Below are 24,519 nucleotides of genomic sequence, written 5' to 3'. Positions count from 1 at the left end.
GGCTGCAGCGCCTGGCGAGGCGGCGTATCCTCAACGCTTTCCCTTTCGCCCTTTTTCTGGAGGCCCCATGGAACTACGCAGGATCGGCACTTCTTCATTGCAGGTCGCCCCGCTCATGTTCGGCGGCAACGTCTTCGGCTGGACCGCTGATGAAGCCACCTCGTTCTCGATCCTCGACGCCTTCACCGACGCCGGCCTGAACTTCATCGATACCGCCGACGTGTACTCCGCGTGGGTGCCCGGCAACCAGGGCGGTGAATCGGAGACGATCATCGGCAAGTGGATGGCCAAGAGCGGCAAGCGCGACAAGGTGGTGATCGCGACGAAGGTCGCAAAAGATGCGCGCCGCCCGGGTCTTTCCGCCGCGAACATCACGGCCGCCGTGGAGGATTCGCTGCGCCGCCTTCAGACCGATTACATCGACGTGTACTTCTCGCACGAGGACGACCAGAAGGTCCCGTTCGAGGAAACGCTCGGCGCGTACCAGCGCCTCATCGAGGCCGGCAAGGTGCGCGTGATCGGCGCGTCGAACTATACGGGCGCACGCATCGAGGAAGCGCTCGCGGTGTCGAAGAAGTCGGGCCTGCCCGCGTACCAGATCATCCAGCCCGAATACAACCTGTACGACCGCACCCACTACGAGGCCGATCTCGAACCGGTGGCGATGGCGCAGAAGCTCGCGGTCGTACCCTATTACAGCCTTGCAAGTGGTTTTCTCTCGGGCAAGTATCGTTCGCGCGAGGATCTTGCGAAGAGCACGCGCGGCTCGCGCGTCGAGAAGTATCTCGATCACCGTGGCATCCGGATCCTCGCGGCGCTCGACTACGTGGCCGAACGCCACGGCAGCACACTCGCGGCCGTTGCGCTGGCGTGGCTGATCGCGCGCCCGAGCATTACTGCGCCGATCGCGAGCGCGACCTCGCTGGATCAGCTGGAGAGCCTGGCCGCCGCCGTGCGGCTGAAGCTCGATCCGGCGGACATCCAGGCGCTCAATGACGCGAGCGCCTGACCAGCAGGGCATTTATCCAGGTGTCCTGATTGACAGGACTTGCGCGGCGGCTGCGGCTCGCTGCGCAAGTGACTGACTAGAATCAAGAAACCCTGGTCGGGCGGATTGTTTCCTGATATCATTGAGAGTGAATTGAGATCTTTGCCTGTTTTGTTGCCGTGTTCGTTACTGTTGGCGGCCGCAAACCGGCGGTCAGGTGTGTTGCAGCAAGGTCGACCTGATCGCGTTCCGCTGTGAACCCCCTACTTCTCTTTTCCGGCCTCCGTGGCCGCCTTGCCTCTCGTTTAGCCCCAACGTGGCGAACGACCGGAGGGCCGGCGCGTGAGCGGCTTTGACGCTCACGCCTTTGAACCGTATTAAGCGATTTGAGTTAGGAAATACATGACGACGATTCTTCTGAAGGAAAACGAGCCGTTCGAAGTGGCGATTCGCCGCTTCCGCCGTGCAATCGAAAAGAACGGCCTGATCGCCGAGCTGCGTGAGCGTCAAGCTTACGAAAAGCCGACGGCCGTTCGCAAGCGCAAGAAGGCAGCTGCTGTTAAGCGCCTGCACAAGCGCCTGCGCAGCCAGATGCTGCCGAAGAAGCTCCACTAAGCTTTTTCGCTTTTCGGTGTTCCGCCAGACGGCGGCGCATGCTTCGCAAGAAGCTGCGCCGCCGTTTGTGTTTTGGCGTCTTTGGGCGTCGATTATGTGTCGATCGTGCGTGCCGGGTGGGGCTACGCGGCGTCCTTTAGGTGCCCGGGCGAGAGACCGAACTGCGCGGCAATCGAGCAAAGGCGCTCGCGCCATTCCCACACACCAAACACGTCGTGCACGTTCTGCAGGCAACTGAGCAGATTGATCGTGGCGGGATCGTAGATGTTGATATGGGCCCGCAGCAGCGCTTTTTTCAGCGCAGCGACGCCCACGTCCATATAGAGCGGCACTTCGCTCGTCTCGCGGCCAATGAAGCGCACGGGTATGCCTTCCATGGCGCTCATATAGTCGCGTGGCCGGATGAAGCTGCCGACCGGGCAGCCGCCGTAGCTGTGTGCGCTGCCGTAGCCGCCCCCGCAGCCACCGCCCCGGTAGGCGCCGCCGCCGCGTGGAAGAAGGGCCGCGCGCCCCTGGCCAAAGAGATGGACCACCGCGCGGTCGAAGATCTCCTGATGGGTCAGGAAGTGGACGTTTTTCATTTCAGCCCCCTGCGGCCCAGGTGCCGGGCACAGGTTAATTCCCTTCTAATGCGGCGCCGCCGGCCTTCCGGCCGACATCACTACCCGTTCCCCTGACGCGCCTGCATTCACTTCCCGTTATAACGGCATGCCAGCGGAAAACCGTGGGGCTGCGCACCATAGCGATGAGAAATTCCCCGAGCCGGTGTTGGACGCAAGCGTTCTGGTAGCTGGCAAAACCGTGCCAGACAATGGTTGGCAAAGCGCATCGGAGCCCGCGCGGCACTTTCCCGGCGTGCGCACTGCATGACGTGCTTGCGCCCGTGCTTCGTTGCGCTCAGGCGCGGCGCTTCTTCTTGCCAAGTGCTGCGCAAGCCTCGCGGCGCATGCAATCGCGCTCATGGTCGTTGACCATGCCGACGGCCTGCATGAACGCGTAACAGATCGTCGTGCCAACGAATTTGCAGCCGTACTTTTTGAGTGCCTTGCTAAGGGCGTCCGAGACTTCGGTGGAGGCCGGAGCGTCCCGATACGATGCCAGGTCGTTCTGGACAGGCGTGTCGTTCACGAACGACCAGACGAACTTCGCGAGCGATCCGTGTTCGGCCTGGATTTGCTGCACGGCACGGGCATTGGCGATGGCGGCCTCGATCTTGGCCCGGTTGCGCACGATCGAGGCGTCCTGCATGAGCGTTTCGACGTGCCTGGGCGTGAAGCGCGCAACTTTCTCGATGTCGAAGTTGGCGAAGGCGCGGCGATAGCCTTCGCGCTTGTTGAGGATCGTGGACCACGAGAGTCCGGCCTGCGCGCCCTCGAGCACGATCATTTCGAACAGATGCTGGTCGTCCCGCGACGGCACGCCCCACTCTTCGTCGTGGTATTGCACATACTGCGGCGACGCGCCGGCCGATACCCAGTTGCAGCGGTGTGTCACGGTAAGTTCTCCTTGCGAGACGTCGTTCAGGCCACGCAAGCATAGCGGAACGGTGTCGTGCCGCCACCCTGGCCGGATGGCCGATTGTGCGAACCGAGGGAAGCCGTTAGTCTCTGCGGCACGACGAAATTTTTGGCTTTCGAGCCGAGCACACAGGCGCGCGAGGCGCGGCGGACATCATGCAGAAATACACCTGGCTGATTGGCGTGGATGGCGGCGGCACGGGCACGCGCATCGCGCTTGGCGACACGAATGGCGTCGAACTCGCGCGTGCCGCCGCGGGGCCGTCGGGGCTCGGACTCGGTATCGAGCGTGCCTGGCAATCGATCGAGGAAGGGTGCCGCGCTGCATTCGCGCAGGCAGGGCTTGCGTTCGACTGGTCGCAATGCGTGCTCGGCTGCGGGCTCGCAGGCGTGAACAACCCCGACTGGCTGGCGCCGTTTCGCACGTCCGCGCCGCCGGTGGCCGGACTCGCTGTGGAAAGCGACGCGTACACGACGCTGCTGGGCGCGCACGGCGGCGCGCCGGGCGTCGTGGTCGCACTCGGCACGGGCAGCATTGCAGCGGTGCTCGATGAGGACGGCCAGTGCCGCATTGCGGGCGGTTTCGGCTTTCCCTCGGGCGACGAAGCGAGCGGTGCGTGGTTCGGCCTGCGCGCGATCGTCTGGGCCCAGCAGGCGCTCGACGCGCGGGGGCCCATGGACGACTTCGCGCGGGCCCTGCTCGCACACGCGCGGGCGACCGATCGCGACAGCCTCATCGTGTGGCAGTGCGCAGCCAACCAGACTGCCTATGCGAGCCTCGCGCCGGTCGTTCTCGCGCATCGCGAACATCCGTTCGTCGCGAGGCTCCTCGCCGAAGCCGGCGTGGAGATCGCGAAGCTCATCACCGCGCTCGACCCGTCGGGCAGCCTGCCTGCGGCGCTCTCGGGCGGCCTCGGGCAGCCGCTGCGCGAGTGGGTGCCGCAAGCTGTGCGCGAGCGCCTGCGCGCCCCGCTCGCCGACTCAACGACCGGCGCGCTCCGGCTTGCGCAGCGCGAAGCCCAGCGGCTCGCACACGCCGCAGCAGGCAACTGAGCGGCGCGCGGCAAGGGGCGGGAACGTAGGTCAAGGGCGGCGCCTGGCCACAGATGCTACGATTGAACGTTTTCCGCTAGCCGCCTGCTCACCATGTACAAGGTCATTGCAACCGATCTCGACGGAACGCTGCTCAATAGCGACCATCAGGTCGATCCGTTCACGGTTGCCACGCTGGGCGCCCTCGAGGCGCAGGGGCTTCCGTTCGTGATCGCGACCGGCCGCCATTACTGCGACGTCGCCGGCATTCGCGACGTGCTCGGCATCCGGCCGTATCTCATCACCGCGAACGGCGCGCGCGTGCACGCGCCCGACGACACGCTCATTCACGCGAGCAATCTGAGCGCCCCCATGGTCGAGCGCCTCGTTGCCGCCGACACCGTGGGCGAGCACGGCCGCGTGATCGTGAGTATCTATACCGACGACGCCTGGCTCATCGACCGCGATGCACCTGAACTGCTCGCGTATCACCAGGACTCGGGGTTCGAGTACCGCGTGGCGGATCTGCGCGACTACGCGGGCGCGGGCATTGCCAAGGCGCTTTATATTGGCGATCCGGCGGATCTCGCACACGTGGCGCAGAATCTCGCGCGCGAATTCGGCGATGCGCTCTATGTCACCTATTCCCTGCCCGATTGCCTTGAAGTGATGGTGGCCGGTGTTTCGAAGGGCCGCGCGCTGCGCGTCGTGCTCGAGCGGCTCGGCATGGACGCCGCGGGCTGCGTTGCGTTCGGCGACAACATGAATGACATCGATTTGCTCGAAACGGCGGGTCATCCGTTCATGATGAACAACGCCAATCCCGATCTCATCAAGCGGCTGCCTTCGGTACCGCGCATCGGCAATAACTTCGAGGCCGGTGTCGCGCATCATCTGCGCAAGCTATTCGCGCTCAACGACGAACTCGCGTCGTAGCTCACACGGGCGTAAGCGTTAGATGCCGTAAAGGCGCGGCGCCAGTCGCGCCTTTACGGCCTTCGCGATTGAATCCAGTCAGTTATTGCGCGGCGGGCAGTTGCGCGCACGGGCAATCGTCGGCGCGAGCGTCCAGCCCTTCTCGTTCGTGCGAGAAGCGCGCGCGTGCGGCGCCCCCGCTCCAGTCGATGCGCACGACATAGATGCTGTCGAAGTCCGCACTCTCCCAGCGCGGTACGTCGCTCGCGCTGCCGCCATGCGTGGCGACGACGCGGCGCACGAGCGTCTCGATTTCCCGATGTTCCCAGGCAACGAGCACGGTGCGGCCGCGCCAGCGCGGATCGACGAGCGTTGTCTGCAGGGCGTCGATCTTCGAAAAGCCGTACGGCGTCTGGATCGGCATGCCGAACTGGATCGCGGTCGGCTCGATGGTCGCGAGCGGGCGCACGTAATAGTAGGAATGGCCGTTGTCTTCCTTCTGCTCGCCGGGGTCGGGCGCGTAGATGGCGTCGGGTTTGCCGTACTTGGCTGCGATCACCGCCGGCAGCGCGAGCGCGCGGTTCAGCCCTTTGCAGTTGAGCTGACCGAATCCCTCTGGCGGCTTTTCGCCATGCCTCACGAAGATGAGTGTCTCGACGTTGCGCGCGTCCTGCGGGTTGCGCGTGGCGGGTGTGCTGCTCGCATTCGTTTGCGTTGCCTCGGCGCCGTTCGGGGCCTCGCTTGCCTGAGGTAGCGGCGCGCAGGCGCATACCAGTGCGCTCAGCCCAGCGGCGAGCATCGGGGCGAGCCGGATTGGCCCGGGGCGTGAGCGCTTCATACTGGGCGTGATGCTCCAGGTGACAAGACAGTGGGAAAGTCGTCCGATTCTAGCAGCGCGGCCACGGCCGCCCTGGTCAGCCGCACAGCGGCGGCGCATTTGCAGCACCTGAGGCCGCAAGACAAACGGGCGCCGAAGCGCCCGCTTGCTGCTGCACGATCAAAGTGGCGCGATTCGGCGTGCTCCGAGCCGCGCAGGCGTGTAAGAACGCGTCAGGCCGTTTCGCGCACGGCGACGGCCACTACCGCTTCGCGCCGCCCTGCCACCGCCGGGTACACGATACCCGCGATCACCGCGCCGACGATCGGCGCGACCCAGAACAGCCACAACTGCGAGATGGCCTCGCCGCCCACGAAGAGCGCGGGACCGGTTGAGCGTGCCGGATTCACCGAGGTATTGGTGACGGGAATCGAGATCAGGTGAATGAGCGTGAGGCACAGGCCGATGGCGATCGGTGCGAAGCCTGCGGGCGCGCGCTTGTCGGTTGCGCCGAGAATGACGAAGAGGAAGAACGCCGTCATGACGACCTCGCACACGAACGCGGCACCCATGGCGTAGTGGCCCGGCGAGTGCTCGCCATAGCCGTTGGTCGCGAAGCCGCTCGCGACGAGGTCGAAGCCGGGCTTGCCCGTGGCGATGAGCGCGAGCACGAACGCGCCGATCACCGCGCCCACCACCTGTGCGGCGATATAGGGCACGAGGTCGCGCGCCGGGAAGCGGCCCGCCACGGTCAGGCCCACGCTCACGGCGGGATTCAGATGGCAGCCCGAAATATGGCCAATGGCGAAGGCCATGGTGAGGACGGTCAGGCCGAACGCGAGCGAGACACCCACGAAGCCGATGCCGAGCCCGTGAACCGGGCCGGCGAAGTTGGCCGCGAGCACGGCGCTGCCGCAGCCGCCCAGAACGAGCCAGAACGTGCCGATCAGTTCGGCAATGAGCCGCTTGGATAAGTGCATTGCGTGACACCTCGAAAAGTCGATTTTTGAAGGGGCCGCGTAAAGTACCGGCACCGGGAAATGCCAGATTCTAGGCAGTCGCTTTTTTCGGTGCTGTCAAGGATTGTCAATTTTGACGTAATTGATCGAATTATTGCGATTGATGTGTGCGCAATTGCGCCAGAAGTGGTCGATCGTTAAATTGGGAAATGGAGTGATAAAGCAGTATTAATAGCGATTGCGAATTCCGTTATTTACGTCTAATCTCCGATCGAGCCGGTTTCATGAGCAATGAAGGGGGAATAGAAATGTCGCAATACTCAGAACTCAAGGCGCAGATCGCAAAGCTTCAGACTCAGGCCGAAGAGGCGCGGCGCGCGGAGATCGCGGACGTCATCGCCACGATCAGGGAAAAGATCGCCGAGTACGGCCTTTCGGCCCAGGACCTCGGCTTTGCCGAGGCCGCGCGCCGCGGCCGTCCGCCGAAAAAGGCGCCGCTGCCCGCGCGTTATCAGGACCCCAAGTCCGGCGCGACATGGAGCGGGCGCGGCAAGCCGCCCAAGTGGATCGCAGGCAAGAACCGCGAACGCTACCTGATCGCGTGAGGCACGTGGCGGGCGAGGAACGACCGGGCCGCCATATCGCCACAACCGCAAATGCAATAAAAGAGCCGCATGATTCATGCGGCTCTTTTTTGTGCGTCATCCGTAATCGGCGTGTAATGACGTTATTTGACGACTCGCAAACGATTCACGCCCTGCATTTGTCTGGATTTATCACGAAACCTGGAATGCTTCGCACTCAGCCGGCGGCGACACGTCGCAGTACCGGGCGCTGTGCGGCTTCGATGAGCGACGTATAAGTGTCGACGTAATTGCCGGCCATGATGTGCGACGTGAAGCGGCGTTCGAACTGGTTGCGAATCGCTTCGCGCGAAAGCGAATCAATATTCTGAAGCGCTGCCACGGCGCCTTGCACGTCCTCGACGACATAGCCTGTCACGCCCGGGTCGATCACTTCCGGCACCGAACCGCGATTGAAGGCGATCACCGGCGTGCCGCACGCCATGGCTTCGATCATCACGAGGCCGAACGGCTCGGACCAGTCGATCGGGAACAGCAGCGCCTTCGCACCCGAAAGGAACTCGGGCTTCTGCTCTTCGTTGATCTCGCCGATGAATTCCACATGGGCCTGCGAGAGCAGCGGCTCGATCTCGGTCTTGAAGTACTCCTGGTCAACCTTGTCGACCTTGGCGGCGATCTTCAGCGGCAGGCCGGAGAGCGCGGCGATCTTGATTGCCGTGTCCACGCGCTTTTCCGGGCAGATCCGGCCGAGGAAGGCCAGGTATTCGGGCTTGCGGTCGGCCTGCGGCGTGAGCAGGTTCTTTGGCAGTCCGTGATAGATCGTGTTCTGCCACGCGGCCTGCGGCAACGGCTGGCGCTGCGAGTCCGAAATCGAGATCACGGGGGCGTTCGGGAACTGCTCGAAAACCGGCTGCAGCTCCGGCAGATCGAGGCGGCCATGGAGCGTCGTGACAAACGGCGTGTCCATGGTCGTGAAGAGCGGGAACGGCAGGTAGTCGAGGTGAAAGTGCAGCACGTCGAACTCGTGCGCGACGCGCCGCACGCGCTCGAGCAGCACCATGTGCGGCGCCAGCGCGTCGCGAATCGTCGAGTCGAGGCGCAGTGCGCGCGGCCACGCGGCCTCGAGGTTTGCCGAGGTGACCGAATCGCCGCTGGCGAACAGCGTCACGTCGTGGCCGAGGTCGACCAGCGCTTCGGTCAGATAGGACACGACGCGCTCGGTGCCGCCATAAAGCTTGGGCGGAACGGCTTCATAAAGTGGCGCAATTTGTGCGATTCGCATTGTTCGATCTCCTGGCAAAAAGCCGCGTGTGCAACGAACGCTGTGATGCGGCACTGCGGCGGTACTACGGTATCGGGTTATCCCTGAGTTCGATTATGGGCATTTCGCAGCCCGACACACGCGGTTTTGCAAACGCTTAAAGTTGTTACAGCGGGATACAGCCGGTGTAAGCGGCCATTGCAAAGCGTGACGTGGCCTGGCCGCGCACTGCGCAAGTCTCGTGCCCGAGGCGCTCGAACAAGGGTCGCAAGGCGTTGACCCCAAGGCCGGGCGTGCGCCATTAGCACGCGCGCGTGACGCATCCATGAAAAAGCCTATAATCAGCAGACAAATAAGCAGCTTATGCGCATGACATGACGCGCGCCGCCTCCCACCGCTGCTCCCGCCGCTTTGTCAGAATAATTCCTACACGTTAGCGAAGGTTTTTCTCGCAACGCGTCGCGGCATCCGTCCGATTTCCATTTGTTCCCGCCCCAGCCACAATGCGAACACGACCATAAACAGGCCGTTTGGATGCACTTGGGTTGCATCTGGGCGAGCAAACGTTTTCCGCAGGCGGTCTGACCAGCCGCCGCGATTTGATTCGGGGGAATCCATGAGCGCGACGACGCACAGCGACATGCTCAATGAGATCAAGGAAGTGAACCTGTCGTACCTGTTGCTCGCGCAACGTCTTTTGCGCGAGGACAAGCCGACGGGCATGTTCCGCATGGGCATTTCCGAGCAGTCCGCCGAGGTGCTCGCCAATCTCTCTTTCGCACAGACCGTACGCCTTGCCGCTTCGAACCAGCTGCTTTGCCGCTTCCGGTTCGACGACCACGCCATCCTGAGCGCGCTTGCCGACAAGGGCAAAACCGCGCTGACCCATTCGGCGATCGTCATGGCGGGCCAGGACGTCGAGCAGATCGGCTGAACCGCTTCACCCCGCGCCGCAGCGCGCGGCCGCGCATTGCACCCTTGCTGCCGCGCAAACGGCGGCAGGGGCCACGCGCATTCCTTTGCGGCTTCCAACGGGTGTCTATGGCGACAAAGAGTGTGGTGCAGGAGGTAAAGGAGATCGCGCTTGCGATCGAGCTGATCGAGCTGGGCGCGCGCCTGCAATTGCTCGAAGCGGAGACCTCGCTCTCGCGCGACCGTCTCATCCGGCTCTACAAGGAAGTGAAGGGCGAGTCGCCGCCCAAGGGCATGCTGCCGTTTTCGACCGACTGGTTCATGACCTGGCAGCCCAACGTTCATTCCTCGCTGTTCTACAACACGTTCGTGTTCATGAACCGCCACGCGCGCTGCGAGCCGATTCACGCCATCGTGAAGAGCTACCGGCTCTATCTCGAGCACCTGCGCCTGCACGACGAAACGCCCGCGCTGAGCCTCACCCGCGCCTGGACGCTCGTGCGCTACTTCGCCTCGGGCCTCTTGCAGATGACGCCGTGCAGCCGTTGCGGCGGCCGCTACGTGGCCCACGCGCACGACCCGCAGCGCGGCTTCGTGTGCGGGCTGTGCCAGCCGCCTTCGCGGGCCGGACGCACGCGGCGCAACGCGCTTGCCTCGCAGATCGCGGCCTGAGGCGAATCGACGCGGCTCGATGCACGCTTGATGCCGCTTGATGGTGCCAGATGCTGTCCGTGCAGGCCGAGACTCCGGATAAACCCGGCCCGTCTCCGTTTGGGCGCCGCAAGGCGACTCCAAACGGCGATTGCCGAAACCGCGAACGTATCGTCGCTGGCGGCCGCGGCCAGACACCGGCGCCCACGACACCCCCTTCCCACGCGGCTTCGCGAACCGGCCCCACATTCATCCGTCATGCGCAGGCAAGGCAGACGGCAGACGCCCGGCCGGCTTGCGATCCGCGCCCATTCAATCCCAAAGTTTTTCGCGCCGTTGCCGTAAACCCAGCTAAGGGCGCGGGCCGACGGCGGTTCGCGGCGCATTTCTAGTGAGGACCCGGCAGTGCTGATTATCGTTGGAACCCTCTTGACGATCCTTTGCGTCTTCGGCGGCTACGCACTCGAGGGCGGCCATCTCGGCGCGCTCATGCAGCCGATGGAATTGCTCATGATCGGCGGTGCTGGCGTCGGCGCGTTCATCCTCGGCAACGGCATCAAGACCATCAAGGCCACCTTGCGCGTGCTTCCCACGCTGTTCAAGGGCGCCAAATACAACAAGGACGTGTACATGGAGCTGCTCGCGCTGCTCTATGTCCTGCTCGCGAAGGCGCGAAAGGAAGGCACGCTCACGCTCGAAGCGGATATCGACGATCCGCAGAAAAGCCCGATCTTCACGCAGTATCCGAAGATCCTGGCCGACCACCACATCGTCGAATTCCTCACCGACTACCTGCGTCTCATGGTGGGCGGCAACATGAACGCCTTCGAGATCGAAAGCCTCATGGACGAGGAAATCGAAACGCACCACGCCGAAGGCGAGGCGCCCGCCCATGCGCTCGCGAAGGTGGGCGACGCGATGCCGGCGTTCGGTATCGTCGCGGCGGTGATGGGCGTGGTTCACACCATGGCGTCCGCCGACAAGCCGCCCGCGGTGCTCGGCGAGATGATCGCGCAGGCGCTGGTGGGCACGTTCCTCGGCATTCTGCTTTCGTATGGCCTGATCGGCCCGCTCTCGAGCCTCGCGGAGCAGCGCGTGACCGAGTCGACCAAGATGTTCCAGTGCATCAAGGTGACGATCCTCGCGAGCCTGAATGGCTACGCGCCGGCCATTGCCGTGGAGTTCGGCCGCAAGGTGCTGTTCTCGACCGAGCGTCCGTCGTTCCAGGAGCTCGAAGAGCACGTGCGCCGCGTGAAGGCGAAGTAAGGAACGGCCCATGAGCAACAACAAGGACCGCGCAATCGTTGTCAAGCGCGCCGCGCCGAAGAAGGCCGGCCATCATGGCGGTGCGTGGAAGCTCGCCTACGCGGACTTCATGACCGCAATGATGGCGTTCTTCCTGCTGATGTGGCTGCTGTCGTCGGCAACGACCGTGCAGTTGCGCGGCATTGCCGACTACTTCAACCAGCCGCTGAAGATCACGCTCTGGGGCGGCGACCGCAGCGCCGAAGACTCGAGCATCCTGAAGGGCGGCGGTCGCGATATCTCGTCGCAGGACCAGGGCGTCACGCGCCGCAGCGACGGCGCCACCGAGCGCTCGGAGCGCAACCAGTCGAAGCACAACGACGACGACGCCACTAAGCAGCTCGAAGGCTCGCTCGAGCGCAAGGAACAGGTGCGCCTGCACGACCTGCAGGTGAAGCTGATGGCGGCGATCGAAGCGAACCCGGTGCTGCGCCAGTTCAAGCAGCAGATCCGCATCGACTCCACGCTGCAGGGCCTGCGCATCGAGATCGTCGACTCGCAGAAGCGCCCGATGTTCGCGACGGCGCGCGACGTGGTCGAGCCGTACATGCGCGACATCCTGCAGGCGATCGGCAAGACGCTCAACGACGTGCCCAACCGCATCGTCGTGCAGGGCCACACCGACGCCGTGCCTTACGCGGGCGGCGACAAGGGCTATAGCAACTGGGAGCTTTCCGCGGACCGCGCGAATGCGTCGCGCCGCGAGCTGATCGCAGGCGGCATGGACGAATCGAAGGTGTTGCGCGTGCTCGGTCTCGCTTCGACGCAGAACCTGAACAAGGCCGATCCGCTCGACCCCGAGAACCGCCGTATCAGCATCATCGTGTTGAACAGGAAGTCCGAAGACGCGCTCATGCACGACGACTCGACCGCCACCACGCTCTCCGACGACGCAGCGGGTTCGGGCAAGAGCCTGCCCGCGCTCACGCCGGACGCCGTGCCGGTCAGGGCGGCGCCGGCCCCGGTGGCGATCGCGCCGAAGGTGGCCACGTCGGTCGTACCGTCGGTGGCGCCCGCGGTGAGCGTGGCGCCGGCGATGGCAACAACGGCAGCGCCGGCAGCGCAATGACAACGAGGAACGGATGATCAGGAACATTCTGGCGATCGACGATTCGGTGTCCATGCGGGAGATCCTGCGTGCGGCGCTCGGCTCGGCAGGCTACGAAGTGACGGTGGCGAGCGACGGCGAAGAAGGGCTCGAGCATGCGCTCGCCCAGCGCTTCGACCTCGTGCTCACCGACCTTTACATGCCGCGCATGGGCGGACTCGACCTGATCAAGCAGCTAAGGGCGAATCCTTCGTACTTCGAAACGCCCATCCTCGTGCTGACCACGGAATCGGACGAAGGCTTCAAGGCAGCCGTGCGCGACGCAGGTGCGACCGGCTGGATCGAAAAACCGGTGGACCCCGAGTTGCTCGTCGATCTGGCGAGCGCACTCGGCGAGGCCCACCCTTGAGGTGCCGCGCGGCGACCGACCAGGCACCCCCCAGGCAATTAACGCGGTGAAAGAGCAATGACTCTCGACATCACTCAGTTCTATCAGACGTTTTTCGACGAGGCGGACGAGCTGCTCGCGCAGATGGAGCAGCTCCTCCTGAACCTGAACGTCGGTCGCCCGGATCCCGAGGATCTGGCGGCGATCTTCCGCGCAGCGCACTCGATCAAGGGCGGCGCGGCGACGTTCGGCTTCACGGCCTTGACCGAGACGACCCACATTCTCGAATCGCTGCTCGACCGCGCGCGCAACAACGAGCTCGTGCTGCGCAAGGACATGATCGACACGTTCCTCGAAACGAAGGACGTGCTTTCCGACCAGCTCGGCGCGTACCGCGCGAGCGCCGAGCCCGATGCGCAAGCGGCTGCCGCCGTGCGCGCGAAGCTCGAGCGCCTTTATGCGGAAAGCCGCGGCGTACCCGCAGCCGCGCCTGAACCGGCGCCGGCACCGGCCCCCGCGCCCGCGCCGGCCCCGCAGGCGAGCACCGGCGATTCGGAAGAAGATCTCGAAGCCGCGTTCGAAATGCACAGCACGCTGTCGGCTGGCGGCTCTGGCGCGCCCGAACACGTCGTGAGCGAGGCGATCGACGCGGCAGCCTCAGCGCCGGCGGCGAGCGGCGATGCCGGCGCCGAAGGCCCGCACCTGCGCGTCACGCTGCGCGCGGTCGACGCGAAGGACCAGGAGCTGCTCGTCGAAGAGCTCGGCAACCTCGGCCGCATCATCGGCCAGGTGAAGACCGGCGACGACCTCACGCTGTGGCTCGAAACCGATGTGACGTCCGACGACATCATCGCGGTGTGCTGCTTCGTGATCGACGAGAAACAGATTTCGATCGGCCGTGGCGCCGCGCCGCAGGGCGACGCCCAACCGGCAGCGGCAGCTGCTCCCGCCGCAGCGCCGGCGGCCGCATTGACGCCTGCAGCGCCCCCTGCACCGGCAGCGCCGGCGGCGGCGAGCGCCGTGGTGCCCGCCGCGCCGCCTGCGCCGCACCCGGAACTCGAAGCGCCTCGCCCTCCGGCGAGCGCGCCCGCGCAAGCCGAAGGCGAGCGCAAGGCGCGTCCGGCCGCCGCGGCGGCTTCGGCCGAAGGCAGCTCGATTCGCGTGGGTGTCGAAAAGGTCGATCAGCTGATCAACCTCGTGGGCGAACTCGTCATTACGCAGGCCATGCTGGCGGAAACCACCAGCACGTTCGACCCGGCGCTGCACGACCGTCTCTATAACGGCATGGCGCAGCTCGAGCGCAACGCGCGCGACCTGCAGGAAGCGGTGATGTCGATCCGCATGATGCCGATGGATTACGTCTTCAGCCGCTTCCCGCGCCTCGTGCGCGATCTCGCGGCGAAGCTCGGAAAGGAAGTCGAGCTTGTCACCTTCGGTCAAGCGACCGAACTCGACAAGAGCCTGATCGAGCGCATCATCGACCCGCTCACCCACCTCGTGCGCAACTCGCTCGACCACGGCATCGAAACCGTGGAAGCGCGCCGCGCCGCGGGCAAGGACGCCACGGGCCAGCTCGTGCTGTCCGCTGCGCACCACGGCGGCAACATCGTGATCGAAGTGAGCGACGACGGCGCAGGCCTGCGCCGCGACAAGATTCTCGCCAAGGCGATCAAGCAGGGCATGCAGGTCAGCGACACCATGAGCGACGACGAGGTCTGGAACCTCATCTTCCTGCCGGGTTTCTCGACCGCCGAGCAGGTGACCGACGTTTCGGGCCGCGGCGTGGGCATGGACGTGGTCAAGCGAAACATCCAGGCGATGGGCGGCCACGTGGAGATCACCTCGCACGCGGGCAAGGGCAGCACCACGCGCATCGTGCTGCCGCTCACGCTCGCGATTCTCGACGGCATGTCGGTGAAGGTGGGCAGCGAGATCTTCATCCTGCCGCTGAACTTCGTGATGGAGTCGCTGCAGCCGCGCCACGAAGACATCTACACGGTCACCAACGGCGACCGCGTGGTGCGCGTGCGCGGCGAGTATCTCCCGCTCGTGGCGCTGCACCAGGCGTTCAACGTGGAAGGCGCGCGCACGGACCCGACGCAGGGCATCGTCACGATCATGGAAACCGAAGGCCGTCGCTTCGCCATGCTGATCGACGAGCTGGTCGGCCAGCAGCAGGTCGTGGTGAAGAACCTCGAAACGAACTACCGCAAGGTGCACGGCATTTCGGCGGCGACCATTCTCGGCGACGGCAGCGTCGCGCTGATCGTCGACGTGGCCGCGCTCAATCGCGAGACGCGCGCCACACACGGTGTGAGCGCCAGCGCTAATTCGGGTGCGTTCGCCGAATTCGCGTAATCGTGATGAAGTCCGGACGCACTCAACCAATCATCTCCCAACCGTTCAGGGGCTAACGTGGCAGAAGTCCAATCGATTCAAGGCAACGGCGCGCACGGCGCCCTTGCCGGCGCGCAACGCCGCGACGCGCTGCAGGCCGATGCAGGCGGTCAGGAATTCCTCGTCTTCACGCTCGGCGCGGAAGAGTACGGCATCGACATCCTGAAGGTGCAGGAAATCCGCGGCTACGACAGCGTGACGCGCATCGCGAACGCGCCCGACTTCATCAAGGGCGTGATCAACCTGCGCGGCATCATCGTGCCGATCGTCGACATGCGCATCAAGTTCCATCTGGGCCGCGTCGAGTACGACCACCAGACGGTCGTCATCATCCTGAACGTCGCGCATCGCGTAGTCGGCATGGTGGTGGACGGCGTGTCGGACGTGCTCACGCTGCAGATGGAGCAGATCATGCCGGCGCCCGAATTCGGCGCGACGCTCACGACCGAGTACCTCACGGGCCTCGGCACCGTGGAAGGCCGCATGCTGATCCTGATGGACATCGAAAAGCTGATGACGAGCCGGGAAATGGCTCTGATCGAGGCGTTGGTTTAACGCGCCGAGAGGTAAAACCGGGGGGCCGCGAGGCCAGCGTGAGAGAGAGCGGATAAGCCGCCGCCAAAGAGCGGCAAGCCGCCTTCGTTTTCGCGCGCGCTTCGTGCGTGGCCTTGTGTGTTAGCGCGCCTTGCCGGCCGCAGCCCGGCTGCATAGCCCGCCCCGATTTGCACAGGACAGGAGCAAACGAGATGCTGCAAAGATGGTCGATCCGCACGACGCTCACGGGCGTCGGGGTCATTCTGGTTGCGCTGACCGTGCTGGTCGGCGGACTCGGGCTCGTCGCGCTTGGGCGTGCGAGCGACGCGCTCGGCACGATGGCGCGCGGCGATCTCGTCGCTATGCATGCGCTCAACGACGCCTCGTCGTATCTGCTGCGCACGCGTGTCTCACTCGAACGCGGCAGTGCGCTCGCGGCGGCGGGCCAGGCCGATGACGCGAAGAAGGCGTTCGATCGCGCCGATCAACTGCTCGCGAAATCCAACGAGGCATGGCAGGTCTTCCAGGGCGTGCCGAAGAGCGGTCTCGACGCCGCGATGCTCGATGCGCTCGCAGCCAAACGCGCGGCGCTGATGCAAGACGGCGTTCAGCCCGAATTCGCGGCTCTGCGCGCAAACGATCAAGTGGCTTACCACGCCGTGGCCGATACGAAGATCAGCCCGATGTTCGTCGACTACGACAACGTTGCCGCGCCGCTCGCGCAAGCGATGCAGGACGGCGCGCAGGCACGCCAGGCCACGGCGAACGAGCGTATCGACATGATGCGCATCGCCATCGGCGCGGTGATCGCCATTGCGCTCGTGCTCGTGGTGGCGATCCGCTTCGCCATGCGCGGCCTTATCGTGCAGCCGCTCGAAGACGCGGTGACGTGCTTCGAGCGCATCGCCCAGGGCGATCTTTCGCAGACGGTCACCGTCTACAGCGACAACGAGATCGGGCGACTCTTCGGCGCCATCAAGCGCATGCAGGAAAGCCTCGTCACGCTCGTGAGCGCGGTGCATACGGGCGCAAGCTCGATCGACGTGGGCGCGCGTGAAATCGCCATGGGCAACACCGACCTGTCGCAGCGCACCGAGCAGCAGGCCGCTTCGCTGCAGGAAACGGCGTCGAGCATGGAGCAGCTCACCGGCACCGTGCGCCAGAACGCCGAGAACGCGCGACAGGCGAGCCAGCTGGCCGTCAACGCGTCCGACATCGCGACGCGCGGCGGCGAGGTGGTGGGCGAGGTGGTGAACACGATGCAGGGCATCGCCGTGAGTTCGGCGAAGGTCGTGGACATCATCAGCGTGATCGAAGGCATCGCGTTCCAGACCAACATTCTCGCGCTCAACGCGGCCGTGGAAGCGGCGCGCGCGGGCGAGCAGGGCCGCGGCTTCGCGGTGGTGGCCGGCGAAGTGCGCAGCCTCGCGCAGCGCAGCGCGAGCGCCGCGAAGGAAATCAAGGAACTCATCAACGACTCGGCCGAGAAGGTGCAAAGCGGCTCGCAGCTGGTGGGCCGCGCCGGTACGACGATGGAAGAAATTCTTCAGGCCGTGCGTCGCGTGACCGACATCATGGGTGAGATCAGCGCGGCGTCCGAGGAGCAGTCGGGCGGCATCGAGCAGGTCAATCGGGCCGTTACGCAGATGGACACCGTCACGCAGCAGAACGCCGCGCTGGTGGAGCAGGCGGCAGCGGCGGCGGCGTCGCTCGAAGAGCAGACGCGTCAGCTGCAAAACGTGCTCGGCACATGGACGACGGGTGGCGCGCAAGCGCGCAGCGTGGGCGCAAGCCCGGCGCGTGCGACGCCGGCCGCGCCGGGCGCCGCGAAACGCACGACGCCCTCTCCGGCAACGGCTGTTGCGAAGCCCGCGGTGGCGGCGCCGACGGCATCGGCGGACACGGCAAAGGCAGCCGCAAAGCCCGCGGCGCAACCGGCAGCGAAGGCCGCGGCGAAATCCGCAGCAACGCCTGCAGCGAAACCGGCTGCGCCTGCGCGCGCCGAGACGCACGTGAGCACGGCGGCATCGGCTTCGGACGATTCGGACTGGGAAACGTTCTGATCGAACGCGGTATGGAAAAGTAGTGAAGTAACTGAACACGACGAGCAACTGCAATGCACATGAGCGCTACACAACGGCAAGACCTGCCGCGCCGGACCCACGGGTCCACGCGCGTTGCGCAGGCCGCCCATGCGCCGCACGCATTGCAACCGGGCAGGCGCGGCGCGCAGCAGTCCTGCGCCGCGGTATCCCATGCAGTGGGCGGCGCGCAATGCGAAGGAGCATCAGCATGAAAGCGCTGCGAAATTCACGCCACGACGGTGATCCGGGCGGTTCGGGCACTCAGGGCGTCGAGAGCAACCGCGATTTCGATTTCACCTCGGCGGACTTCGAGCGCATTCGCGCGCTCATTCACCGCCGCGCGGGCATCTCGCTCTCGGACCATAAGCGCGACATGGCGTACAGCCGCCTCGCGCGGCGCCTGCGCACGCTCGGCATCGACAGTTTTCGCGAGTACCTCGACCAGCTCGAAGCGCGCAACGACGCGCACGAGTGGGAAGCGTTCACGAACGCGCTCACCACGAACCTCACGGCGTTCTTTCGCGAGGCGCATCACTTCCCGATCCTCGCGGATTTCGTGAAGCGCCGCGGGGCACCGGGTGCGCAGCCGGTTTCGGTTTGGTGTTCGGCGGCTTCGACGGGCGAAGAGCCGTACTCGATCGCAATGACGCTCGTCGAAGCGCTGGGAGACCGCGCCGCGCGCGAGGCGCGCGTGCTGGCCACCGACCTCGACACCCAGGTGCTCGCCAAGGCCGACGCGGGCGTCTACTCGTTCGACCAGGTGAAGCATCTGTCGCCCGAGCGCCTCAAGCGCTTCTTCTTCAAGGGCACGGGCTCGCACGCGGGGCTTGTGAAGGTGCGCCCGGAGCTGCGCGCGATGATCAAGTTCGAGCAGCTCAATCTCACCGACGCGGACTACGGCTTGCGCACGACGTTCGACGCGATCTTCTGCCGCAACGTGATGATCTATTTCGACAAGCCGACCCAGGCGCAGGTCCTCACGCGCTTCGAGCCGCTCATGAAGCCGGACGGCCTGCTGTTCGCGGGCCACTCGGAGAACTTCACCTACGTCACGCAGGCGTTTCGTCTGCGCGGCCAGACGGTGTACGAACTCACGCGCGGCGCCCATGCCGCGCCGCGCCGCGCGAACGACGCGATCGGAGTGCCCGCATGAGCGCCCGCCTCCCGATCGCATCGAATCGCTATTTCGACACGCATTTCCAGCGCCCGGGCGTGAAGCTGCTGCCCAACGAGTTCTTTACGACGGGCGACGACATGGTGCTCGTCACCGTGCTCGGCTCGTGCGTGGCGGCCTGCATCCAGGACCGCTCGGCCGGTATTGGCGGCATGAACCACTTCATGCTGCCCGACGACGGCGCGGACTCCGCCCACGCGCTCACCGGCGCCTCCGACGCGATGCGCTACGGCGCCTACGCGATGGAAGTGCTCATCAACGAGCTGATCAAGGCGGGCGGCCGGCGCGAGCGCTTCGAGGCCAAGGTGTTCGGCGGCGCGGCGGTGCTCGCGGGCATGACGACGATGAACATTGGCGACCGCAACGCCGCGTTCGTGCGCCGCTATCTCGCGACCGAGAACATTCGCATCGTGGCCGAGGACCTGCAGGGCTCGCATCCGCGCAAGGTGGCGTTTTTGCCGCGCACGGGCCAGGTGATGGTGAAGAAGCTGCGCCTTTCGCAGGACACGAGCGTGGCGGAGCGCGAACAGCAGCTCGCCGCGCAAACCGCCGAGGCGCGCGCCGAACGGCTCGCGCGTGCGCGTGCACGCGTCGAACTGTTCGGAGTCGGCAGCGCCGGGCGCGCGGGCCCGGGCGCCGCGGCGTCCCAGATTTCCCAATCCCAGCCGCAGGGCGCGCGTCCTCGAATCGAGCTGTTCGGCTCGAGCGGGTCGTCCGCGCTGCGTGCATCCGGTCAAGACAACGCCAGGACAGTAGAGGAGGCGTGAACGCTGTGCAAAAAATCAAGGTTCTCTGCGTCGACGATTCGGCGCTGATCCGCAGTTTGATGACGGAGATCATCAACAGTCAGCCCGACATGACGGTCGTCGCCACCGCGCCGGATCCGCTCGTCGCGCGCGAGCTGATCAAGCAGCACAACCCCGACGTGCTCACGCTCGACGTGGAAATGCCGCGTATGGACGGCCTCGACTTCCTCGAGAAGCTCATGCGCCTGCGGCCCATGCCGGTCGTGATGGTGTCGTCGCTGACCGAGCGCGGCAACGAAATCACGCTGCGCGCGCTCGAACTGGGCGCGGTCGACTTCGTGACGAAACCGAAGGTCGGCATTCGCGACGGCATGCTCGACTACGCGGAAAAGCTCGCCGACAAGGTGCGCGCCGCCGCCCGCGCCCGCGTGCGCGCGCACCATGCGCCCGCCGCTGCCGCAGCGGGTGGCGCCGCGCCCGCTCACGCCGCCGCGCAGGCAGCGAGCCCGGCGCCGATGATCAACAACCGGCTCGTCTCGACCGAAAAGCTCGTGATCGTCGGTGCGTCGACGGGCGGCACCGAAGCGATCCGCGAAGTGCTGCAGCCGCTGCCGCCCGACGCGCCCGCGGTGCTGATCGCGCAGCACATGCCGCCGGGGTTCACGAAGTCGTTCGCACAGCGCCTGAACGGGCTGTGCCGCATCACCGTCAAGGAAGCGGAGCACGGCGAACGTGTGCTGCCCGGCCATGCCTACATCGCGCCGGGCCATGCCCACCTCTTGCTCGCACGCAGCGGAGCGAACTACATCGCGCATCTGTCCGACGACCCGCCGGTGAACCGGCACCGTCCGTCGGTCGATGTGCTGTTTCGCTCGGCGGCGCTGCATGCGGGCAAGAACGCCATCGGCGTGATTCTGACGGGCATGGGCCGCGACGGTGCGGCCGGGCTGCTCGAAATGCGTCAGGCCGGGGCGTACACGCTCGCGCAGGACGAGGCGAGCTGCATCGTGTTCGGCATGCCGCGCGAAGCCATTGCAATGGGCGGCGCCGACGAAATCGCCTCGCTTGCAGATATGAGCCGGCGCGTGATGACCCGCCTCGCCTCGATGGGCGACCGGGTCCAGCGCGTCTGATGAACAACCAATATCGAGAGATCGTGTTGGCCGCAAACGCTTGCACGATCGCTCGCGATTAATTTATCTGGATAGGCAGTGCGCTTCTCTGGATAATTGCCCGGGTTTTCGCCTGGAGGAATGGAACGTGATGGATAAGGGAATGAAGATTCTGGTGGTGGACGACTTTCCGACGATGCGCCGGATTGTCCGCAACCTGCTGAAGGAACTGGGCTACTCGAACGTCGACGAAGCCGAAGATGGCGCAGCGGGCCTCGCACGCCTGCGCGGCGGCAACTACGAGTTCGTGATCTCCGACTGGAACATGCCGAACCTCGACGGTCTCGCCATGCTCAAGGAGATCCGCGCCGACGCGAACCTGACGCATCTGCCGGTGCTGATGGTGACGGCGGAGTCGAAGAAGGAAAACATCATCGCAGCGGCGCAAGCAGGCGCGAGCGGCTACGTGGTGAAGCCGTTCACGGCCGCCACGCTCGACGAGAAGCTCAACAAGATTCTCGAGAAGCTGGCCAAGACGGGGAGCTGACGTGAACGAGCCCATCAGTGCGCAACCCGATGAGTGGCCGGAAGGCGAGGGCGCCGAGCCGCTCCCGCAGCCTCCCGAGTTCGACTTCGCGCCGCCCGCCGCGGGCGAGGCGAGCGAGCTGGCGACGGACCGCATCCTCGCGCGCATCGGCCACCTGACTCGCAGCCTGCGCGACTCGATGCGCGAACTCGGTCTCGACAAGCACGTGGAGCGCGCCGCCGAGGCGGTGCCCGACGCGCGCGACCGGCTGCGTTATGTTGCGAACATGACCGAGCAGGCCGCCGAGCGCGTGCTGACCGCAATCGATATCGCCAAGCCGCTGCAGGAAACGCTCGAGCACGACGCGAAGGAGCTGACGAGCCGCTGGGCGACGTGGTACGACGCGCCGATCGGCCGCGAGGAAGTGCGCCAGCTGATGGACGACACGCGCGCCTTTGTGGACGGCGTGCCGCAAGCCACCGCGGCGACCAACCAGCAGCTGCTCGAGATCATGCTCGCTCAGGACTTCCAGGACCTGACGGGTCAGGTGATCAAGAAGATCATGGACGTGGTCTATCTGATCGAGCAGCAGTTGCTCACCGTGCTGGTCGAGAACATCGCGCCGGAGCGGCGCGAGCAGTTCGCGGCGACGGCGGCGGCGCTTGCCGAGACCCAGAGCAGCACGGGCAGCCCCGAAGGCCTGCTCAACGGCCCGCAGATCAATCCGGAAGGCAAGACCGACGTGGTGCAGGACCAGGCGCAGGTCGACGATCTGCTCGCTAGCCTCGGCTTCTGACCTGGCGCGGTTGGCCGACCGGCAGCTAGCCGTTCGGTTAGCTGCCGCACGGCGTCCAAGGCGGGCATACTAGTGCTCATGCCTTCGTGCCCGGCCGCGACGAGCGTCGCGGTGGTGGAACGAAGCTGAGCCAGCCGTTGCCCGTCCTGCTGCCCCTCGCCGCGACGTTCCCGCGCGGCCCGACAGCGCATGGTGCAACGCGCCATCGCCGGAGGGAGGGGACGCCTTGTATCCATACACATCGTTCTGTGGCAAGGCGGCGCGTCGGTTCGCACGCCGCGCCGCAACCCGCTGCGCGCCAGGTGTGGCGCTTCCCGCTTCACTGCTTTGCGCACTGCTCGCGGCGCCCCCGGCGCAAGCCGCGCTCGGCGGCGCACCCATGCCCACACCGGCGGGCGCGAGCGTGAGCACCCTGAGCGCCGCCTCGGCGGCCGCCGCGACCGGCAACGCGTCCGCCGTTGCGCGCGCAGCGGTGCAAGCGGCGACTTCCGGCGCCTCCGCGACCTCCACCTACACCGTCCAGCAGACCACGCTCGCCAACGGCACCGTCGTGCGCGAGTACCTCACGCCGGCCGGCACGGTATTCGGCGTTGCCTGGGACGGTCCGCAGATGCCCAATCTCGCCACGCTGCTAGGCAGCTACTTTCCCCAATACACGGCCGGGGTGAAGGCGAGCCACGCCGCCGGTCTCGTGCGCGGGCCGGGCGTGGTCGAAAACTCGAACGTCATCGTGCATTCGGGCGGCCACATGGGCGCCTTCTCCGGGCAGGCATGGCTGCCGCAGGCGCTGCCTGCAGGCGTCAGCGGCTCCGATATCCAGTGACGAGCGGAGGCCGAACGTGCTGACTTCAGTGCTGACTTCACGCGATTCGCGCAGCGTGTGGCTGCGCCCTTTCCAGTTCCTTTCGACCGTCGCGCTCGTGGCTTTCGTTTCGCTTGTCGCCGCCTGCGGAGGCGGGGGCGGCAGCAATAGCAGCAGTTCGAGCGGCAGTAGTGGCGGCAGCGGCAGTGGAGGCTCCGCGGTGCCCAGTCCCACGCAGCAGCCCACTGCGTCCACCGCCGCGAACACGGTGGCCGTCACCGTGAACAGCGGACTGACCGGCACGCTGCCCAACATCCCCACCGTTAGCGTGACGATTTGCAAGGCCGGCACGAGCACCTGCGAGACCGTCGACAACGTTCAGGTGGATACGGCGTCGTTCGGCCTGCGTCTGCTCGCGTCGGCGCTGCCGAACGTGCTGAACTCGCTGCCCACCACCACGGTCAGCGGCGGCACGCTCGCCGAGTGCACGGCCTTTGCGGACGGCTTTACGTGGGGCACCGTGCGTTCCGCCGACGTCAAGCTCGCCCAGGAGACGGCGTCCAACATTCCGATCCAGGTGATCGGCGACCTGGCCTCGAACACGGTGCCGCAGGCCTGCGCGGGCATCGGCAACGCGCAGAACACGGTGCAGGAACTGGGCGCGAACGGCATTCTCGGTATCGGCGTGGCGCCTTATGACACCTTCGGCAACTACTACGCTTGTCCAAACAACACGAACTGCGTCGCGGCCACGGTCGCGCAAACGCAGCTCGTGGCCAATCCCGTGCCCAAGTTCGGCACGGACGGCAACGGCGTGATTCTGGAGATGGCGCCCGTGTCTGACAGCGGAGCGCCCAGCGCGACGGGCACGCTCGTGTTCGGCATCGGCACGCAGTCGAACAACGCGATGACCGCCTCGCAAAGCTTCGTCACGGACTCATCGGGCAGGCTCAGCTCGACCTTCAACGGGCGCACGCTTCAGACCTTCCTCGACTCGGGTTCGAACGCGATCTTCTTCGCCGACAGCAGCCTGCCGCAGTGCGGCGGCAATCTCGGCACGTTCTACTGCCCCTCGTCCACGCAGTCCTTCAGCGCGGCGCTCGTTTCCAATAACGGCGCGACGTCCGGCACCGCGGCCTTCAATGTCGCGAATGCCAACAGCCTGCTCGGCAGCGGCGCGAACTATGCGGCCAATAACCTGGCCGGGCAGTTCGGGTCGTCGGCAGCCCTCGACCTCGGGTTGTCGTTTTTCTACGGCCGCTATGTCTACTACGGCATGGACATGACCGCTTCCGGCGGCAAGGCGCCGTTTGTGGCGTACTGAAGCGGTGCACTGAAGCGGCGCACTGAGGTGGC

General features: G+C 65.6%; 25 protein-coding genes. 20 read left to right on the top strand and 5 right to left on the bottom strand.

Annotation, left to right across the window (positions count from 1 at the left end; genetic code table 11):
• The first annotated feature begins 67 nt into the window (after positions 1 to 67).
• Positions 68 to 1,009, top strand: coding sequence for an aldo/keto reductase (locus U5A57_RS30350; RefSeq protein ID WP_321915371.1), 942 nt, complete (start codon positions 68 to 70; stop codon positions 1,007 to 1,009).
• A gap of 381 nt (positions 1,010 to 1,390) precedes the next feature.
• Positions 1,391 to 1,603, top strand: coding sequence for a 30S ribosomal protein S21 (gene rpsU / locus U5A57_RS30345; protein WP_004198205.1), 213 nt, complete (start codon positions 1,391 to 1,393; stop codon positions 1,601 to 1,603).
• Between the two features lie 122 nt (positions 1,604 to 1,725).
• Here the strand turns inward: rpsU and U5A57_RS30340 are convergent, their stop codons facing one another.
• Positions 1,726 to 2,184, bottom strand: a complete 459-nt coding sequence (locus U5A57_RS30340) for a hypothetical protein (RefSeq protein WP_321915370.1) — start codon at positions 2,182 to 2,184, stop codon at positions 1,726 to 1,728.
• 316 nt (positions 2,185 to 2,500) lie between these two features.
• Entirely contained in the window at positions 2,501 to 3,097 is a 597-nt protein-coding gene (locus tag U5A57_RS30335; RefSeq protein ID WP_321915369.1) for a DNA-3-methyladenine glycosylase I, read from the bottom strand.
• A gap of 179 nt (positions 3,098 to 3,276) precedes the next feature.
• Between U5A57_RS30335 and U5A57_RS30330 the strand changes: the two genes are divergently transcribed.
• A complete protein-coding gene (locus U5A57_RS30330) occupies positions 3,277 to 4,173 on the top strand; it encodes a BadF/BadG/BcrA/BcrD ATPase family protein (protein ID WP_321915368.1) in 897 nt (298 codons plus the stop codon).
• Positions 4,174 to 4,266: 93 nt separating this feature from the next.
• Positions 4,267 to 5,088 carry a Cof-type HAD-IIB family hydrolase gene (locus U5A57_RS30325; RefSeq protein ID WP_321915367.1) on the top strand — a complete coding sequence of 274 codons (822 nt, stop codon included), beginning with the start codon at positions 4,267 to 4,269 and terminating at the stop codon, positions 5,086 to 5,088.
• A gap of 82 nt (positions 5,089 to 5,170) precedes the next feature.
• On the opposite strand, the gene U5A57_RS30320 is transcribed toward U5A57_RS30325, so the two are convergent.
• Both U5A57_RS30320 and aqpZ read right to left on the bottom strand, forming a co-directional pair.
• Positions 5,171 to 5,905 carry a histidine phosphatase family protein gene (locus U5A57_RS30320; RefSeq protein WP_321915366.1) on the bottom strand — a complete coding sequence of 245 codons (735 nt, stop codon included), beginning with the start codon at positions 5,903 to 5,905 and terminating at the stop codon, positions 5,171 to 5,173.
• Between the two features lie 212 nt (positions 5,906 to 6,117).
• The gene (aqpZ, locus tag U5A57_RS30315) at positions 6,118 to 6,864 is read right to left on the bottom strand and encodes an aquaporin Z (RefSeq protein ID WP_321915365.1); all 747 of its coding nucleotides are present in this window, start codon (positions 6,862 to 6,864) and stop codon (positions 6,118 to 6,120) included.
• A 287-nt stretch (positions 6,865 to 7,151) separates the two neighbouring features.
• Here aqpZ and U5A57_RS30310 point away from each other — a divergent pair, with 287 nt between their 5' ends.
• Complete coding sequence (locus tag U5A57_RS30310) at positions 7,152 to 7,448, top strand: H-NS histone family protein (protein ID WP_321915364.1); 297 nt, start codon at positions 7,152 to 7,154, stop codon at positions 7,446 to 7,448.
• Between the two features lie 196 nt (positions 7,449 to 7,644).
• Here U5A57_RS30310 and U5A57_RS30305 read toward each other — a convergent pair whose 3' ends face one another.
• Positions 7,645 to 8,709, bottom strand: coding sequence for a glycosyltransferase family 4 protein (locus tag U5A57_RS30305; protein WP_321915363.1), 1,065 nt, complete (start codon positions 8,707 to 8,709; stop codon positions 7,645 to 7,647).
• Positions 8,710 to 9,304: 595 nt separating this feature from the next.
• On the opposite strand from U5A57_RS30305, the gene flhD reads away from it, so the two are divergent.
• The 15 genes from flhD to U5A57_RS30230 all read left to right on the top strand — a co-directional run bounded on the left by flhD (position 9,305) and on the right by U5A57_RS30230 (position 24,487).
• Positions 9,305 to 9,622 carry a flagellar transcriptional regulator FlhD gene (gene flhD, locus U5A57_RS30300; RefSeq protein ID WP_321915362.1) on the top strand — a complete coding sequence of 106 codons (318 nt, stop codon included), beginning with the start codon at positions 9,305 to 9,307 and terminating at the stop codon, positions 9,620 to 9,622.
• Between the two features lie 107 nt (positions 9,623 to 9,729).
• The gene (gene flhC, locus U5A57_RS30295) at positions 9,730 to 10,272 is read left to right on the top strand and encodes a flagellar transcriptional regulator FlhC (protein ID WP_321915361.1); all 543 of its coding nucleotides are present in this window, start codon (positions 9,730 to 9,732) and stop codon (positions 10,270 to 10,272) included.
• Between the two features lie 384 nt (positions 10,273 to 10,656).
• Positions 10,657 to 11,517: a flagellar motor stator protein MotA gene (gene motA, locus U5A57_RS30290; RefSeq protein ID WP_321915360.1), complete on the top strand. Its 861-nt coding sequence runs from the start codon at positions 10,657 to 10,659 to the stop codon at positions 11,515 to 11,517.
• Positions 11,518 to 11,527: 10 nt separating this feature from the next.
• Complete coding sequence (gene motB, locus U5A57_RS30285) at positions 11,528 to 12,625, top strand: flagellar motor protein MotB (protein WP_321915359.1); 1,098 nt, start codon at positions 11,528 to 11,530, stop codon at positions 12,623 to 12,625.
• Between the two features lie 13 nt (positions 12,626 to 12,638).
• Entirely contained in the window at positions 12,639 to 13,013 is a 375-nt protein-coding gene (locus tag U5A57_RS30280; protein WP_158758898.1) for a response regulator, read from the top strand.
• Between the two features lie 57 nt (positions 13,014 to 13,070).
• Complete coding sequence (cheA, locus tag U5A57_RS30275) at positions 13,071 to 15,350, top strand: chemotaxis protein CheA (RefSeq protein WP_321915358.1); 2,280 nt, start codon at positions 13,071 to 13,073, stop codon at positions 15,348 to 15,350.
• Positions 15,351 to 15,407: 57 nt separating this feature from the next.
• On the top strand, positions 15,408 to 15,944 hold the full coding sequence (gene cheW / locus U5A57_RS30270; RefSeq protein WP_042265902.1) for a chemotaxis protein CheW: 537 nt from the start codon (positions 15,408 to 15,410) through the stop codon (positions 15,942 to 15,944).
• A gap of 191 nt (positions 15,945 to 16,135) precedes the next feature.
• Positions 16,136 to 17,986, top strand: a complete 1,851-nt coding sequence (locus U5A57_RS30265) for a methyl-accepting chemotaxis protein (protein ID WP_321915357.1) — start codon at positions 16,136 to 16,138, stop codon at positions 17,984 to 17,986.
• Between the two features lie 229 nt (positions 17,987 to 18,215).
• Positions 18,216 to 19,160 carry a CheR family methyltransferase gene (locus tag U5A57_RS30260; protein WP_321915356.1) on the top strand — a complete coding sequence of 315 codons (945 nt, stop codon included), beginning with the start codon at positions 18,216 to 18,218 and terminating at the stop codon, positions 19,158 to 19,160.
• Complete coding sequence (cheD, locus tag U5A57_RS30255) at positions 19,157 to 19,948, top strand: chemoreceptor glutamine deamidase CheD (protein WP_321915355.1); 792 nt, start codon at positions 19,157 to 19,159, stop codon at positions 19,946 to 19,948. Before U5A57_RS30260 ends, cheD begins: the two co-directional genes overlap by 4 nt.
• Positions 19,949 to 19,953: 5 nt before the next feature.
• The gene (locus tag U5A57_RS30250; RefSeq protein ID WP_321915354.1) at positions 19,954 to 21,060 is read left to right on the top strand and encodes a chemotaxis response regulator protein-glutamate methylesterase; all 1,107 of its coding nucleotides are present in this window, start codon (positions 19,954 to 19,956) and stop codon (positions 21,058 to 21,060) included.
• A gap of 130 nt (positions 21,061 to 21,190) precedes the next feature.
• A complete protein-coding gene (cheY, locus tag U5A57_RS30245) occupies positions 21,191 to 21,586 on the top strand; it encodes a chemotaxis response regulator CheY (protein WP_321915353.1) in 396 nt (131 codons plus the stop codon).
• A gap of 1 nt (position 21,587) precedes the next feature.
• Entirely contained in the window at positions 21,588 to 22,361 is a 774-nt protein-coding gene (cheZ, locus tag U5A57_RS30240) for a protein phosphatase CheZ (RefSeq protein ID WP_321915352.1), read from the top strand.
• Positions 22,362 to 22,665: 304 nt separating this feature from the next.
• Positions 22,666 to 23,184, top strand: a complete 519-nt coding sequence (locus U5A57_RS30235; protein WP_321915385.1) for a DUF2844 domain-containing protein — start codon at positions 22,666 to 22,668, stop codon at positions 23,182 to 23,184.
• A 16-nt stretch (positions 23,185 to 23,200) separates the two neighbouring features.
• Positions 23,201 to 24,487 (top strand): DUF3443 domain-containing protein, encoded by a 1,287-nt coding sequence (locus tag U5A57_RS30230; RefSeq protein WP_415766061.1) that lies wholly within the window; start codon positions 23,201 to 23,203, stop codon positions 24,485 to 24,487.
• Positions 24,488 to 24,519 lie beyond the last annotated feature (32 nt).

It is taken from the genome of Paraburkholderia sp. J11-2 (genome assembly GCF_905220185.1).
Classification (GTDB): domain Bacteria; phylum Pseudomonadota; class Gammaproteobacteria; order Burkholderiales; family Burkholderiaceae; genus Paraburkholderia.
This window is presented reverse-complemented; position numbering and strand designations above follow the sequence as displayed.

Bases quoted from the DNA above. Each gene is read 5' to 3' on its own strand.
- aqpZ (WP_321915365.1), bottom strand. From the start codon at position 6,864: ATGCACTTATCCAAGCGGCTCATTGCCGAACTGATCGGCACGTTCTGG.
- U5A57_RS30260 (WP_321915356.1), top strand. From the start codon at position 18,216: ATGAAAGCGCTGCGAAATTCACGCCACGACGGTGATCCGGGCGGTTCG.
- U5A57_RS30310 (WP_321915364.1), top strand. From the start codon at position 7,152: ATGTCGCAATACTCAGAACTCAAGGCGCAGATCGCAAAGCTTCAGACT.
- rpsU (WP_004198205.1), top strand. From the start codon at position 1,391: ATGACGACGATTCTTCTGAAGGAAAACGAGCCGTTCGAAGTGGCGATT.
- U5A57_RS30325 (WP_321915367.1), top strand. From the start codon at position 4,267: ATGTACAAGGTCATTGCAACCGATCTCGACGGAACGCTGCTCAATAGC.
- U5A57_RS30320 (WP_321915366.1), bottom strand. From the start codon at position 5,905: ATGAAGCGCTCACGCCCCGGGCCAATCCGGCTCGCCCCGATGCTCGCC.
- U5A57_RS30305 (WP_321915363.1), bottom strand. From the start codon at position 8,709: ATGCGAATCGCACAAATTGCGCCACTTTATGAAGCCGTTCCGCCCAAG.
- cheD (WP_321915355.1), top strand. From the start codon at position 19,157: ATGAGCGCCCGCCTCCCGATCGCATCGAATCGCTATTTCGACACGCAT.
- motB (WP_321915359.1), top strand. From the start codon at position 11,528: ATGAGCAACAACAAGGACCGCGCAATCGTTGTCAAGCGCGCCGCGCCG.
- cheA (WP_321915358.1), top strand. From the start codon at position 13,071: ATGACTCTCGACATCACTCAGTTCTATCAGACGTTTTTCGACGAGGCG.
- flhD (WP_321915362.1), top strand. From the start codon at position 9,305: ATGAGCGCGACGACGCACAGCGACATGCTCAATGAGATCAAGGAAGTG.
- U5A57_RS30350 (WP_321915371.1), top strand. From the start codon at position 68: ATGGAACTACGCAGGATCGGCACTTCTTCATTGCAGGTCGCCCCGCTC.
- U5A57_RS30280 (WP_158758898.1), top strand. From the start codon at position 12,639: ATGATCAGGAACATTCTGGCGATCGACGATTCGGTGTCCATGCGGGAG.
- U5A57_RS30330 (WP_321915368.1), top strand. From the start codon at position 3,277: ATGCAGAAATACACCTGGCTGATTGGCGTGGATGGCGGCGGCACGGGC.
- U5A57_RS30265 (WP_321915357.1), top strand. From the start codon at position 16,136: ATGCTGCAAAGATGGTCGATCCGCACGACGCTCACGGGCGTCGGGGTC.
- cheY (WP_321915353.1), top strand. From the start codon at position 21,191: ATGGATAAGGGAATGAAGATTCTGGTGGTGGACGACTTTCCGACGATG.
- flhC (WP_321915361.1), top strand. From the start codon at position 9,730: ATGGCGACAAAGAGTGTGGTGCAGGAGGTAAAGGAGATCGCGCTTGCG.
- U5A57_RS30340 (WP_321915370.1), bottom strand. From the start codon at position 2,184: ATGAAAAACGTCCACTTCCTGACCCATCAGGAGATCTTCGACCGCGCG.